Origin of the sequence: Burkholderia sp. LFS061, assembly GCF_047978125.1 — a bacterium.
Classification (GTDB): Bacteria; Pseudomonadota; Gammaproteobacteria; order Burkholderiales; family Burkholderiaceae; genus Burkholderia; species Burkholderia pyrrocinia_C.
On sequence record NZ_JBFPFS010000114.1, the window covers coordinates 1 to 1528 of the forward strand.

At 62.0% G+C, this 1528-nt stretch carries 1 pseudogene; it reads right to left on the reverse strand.

From position 1 onward, the window contains the following. Positions 1-463: 463 nt before the first annotated feature. Positions 464-1438, reverse strand: a pseudogene (gene istA, locus ACNQQL_RS35905) (IS21 family transposase); the annotation flags it as partial. Positions 1439-1528 lie beyond the last annotated feature (90 nt).

The following is a 1528-nucleotide window of genomic DNA, read 5'->3' on the forward strand; positions in this document are numbered from 1 at the left end:
GCCCTCGGGCCGCTGCCTGACGCGCTAAAGTTTGTCTTTTCTTTTTCATCGGCATATCCATGGCCTTTACACCTCATGATATGCCTCGCCCACGAAATCACGGATAGGTCCACAGGCCGCACGCCCACTTCAACCGCAGTACTTCCTTCAGTTTGCGCATGCTCATCCGATGTGCCGGCATCAACCTGTCCCCTAAAAAGAGACAAGGCTAACGCCCGTCGTGGATCACATGCGCAACACCACCGCCGAGCCGGAACGGCTATCTCGTTTCGGTCGCGTGATCAGCTGTTTCGGTTCGCTGATCACTCATTCCGGGAACGTGATCACCCATTTCGGCAAGATGATCGCTCGTTTCGGAAACCGGCGATCAGCGATCACCTTCGGCCGAAACGACCGATCACCATCAATCGGAACCACTGATCACGTTCAACCGAAATCGCTGATCACGTTCGCCGAAATACGCACTGTGGACGTCGAGCGTGCGCTTGCGTGTACGATCGGGCACGCTGTAGTAGTTGCCGCCGACCGAGACGAGGCCTTCGTGGCTCACGCGCCGCTCGAGCCGTATCACGCCGTTGAAGGTGCCGGCCGGCAACGCCTGCAATGAGGGGCGCTCCTCACCGAAGTGCTGGGCGACGACACGGTGCGTCGTGCCGTGTACGCGGACATTGGCGACCGTGTTGAGCCACTCGCGCAGTTGGCGGTTCAGGTCGGTGAGGTTCTGGAAGCGGCGGGCCAGGAAGAAGTCCTGCCGGATGTAGCGATAGGGTCGCTCGACCTTACCCTTGGTCTTGGCGCGATACGCCTTGCAGGCGCGCGGCGCGAAGCCGTAGTGCTGCGCAAACGCGACCAGCTTCGCGTTGTAGACGATGTGCTTCTCGACTTCGCCCAGCACGGCTGCCTTCATCCGGTCGTACAGAATCTCGCGCGGAGCGCCGCCGAGGTGCTCGAACACTTCCATGTGGCAGCGCAGGACAGTCTGCAGGTCCTGATGCTCGACGAAACGTCCCCAGAGATAGCGGCTGTGCCCAAGCACGATCGAGAACAGCCAGATCGAACGCCGCTGGCCGGGCGCGTCGCCGAACTCGACATTGAAGTGGGCGAAATCCACCTGCGCTTGATGGCCGGCGGGAGTCTCAAAGCGCACCTCGAAACCGCGTTGACGGGGCGGCCGGACCTCCCGAACCAGGTCGCCCAGTGCTGTGCGGCCGCCGGCATACCCCATGGCCCGGATCTCGCGCAGCAGACGTTCGACGCTCAGGTCGGGAAACTCGCGTACACGTTCGGTGACGTAGTGGACGAACGGATCGACCACGCACGGTCGCGGCGCGCGCGGACCGTAACGCGGCGCCTGAACGCCATTCCTGATGTATTTACGAACGGTCTTGCGGTCCATACTCAGTCGAGCAGCGATGGCCGTAAGCGGCCAGCCAACCCGTCTTGACGAGCGAGTTTAGGCGGTGCTCAAGAGAGGCTGCCAGTGATGCGGCAGCAGCGCGTCGATGTCGCTGGCCTTGTGGGTCGGCAA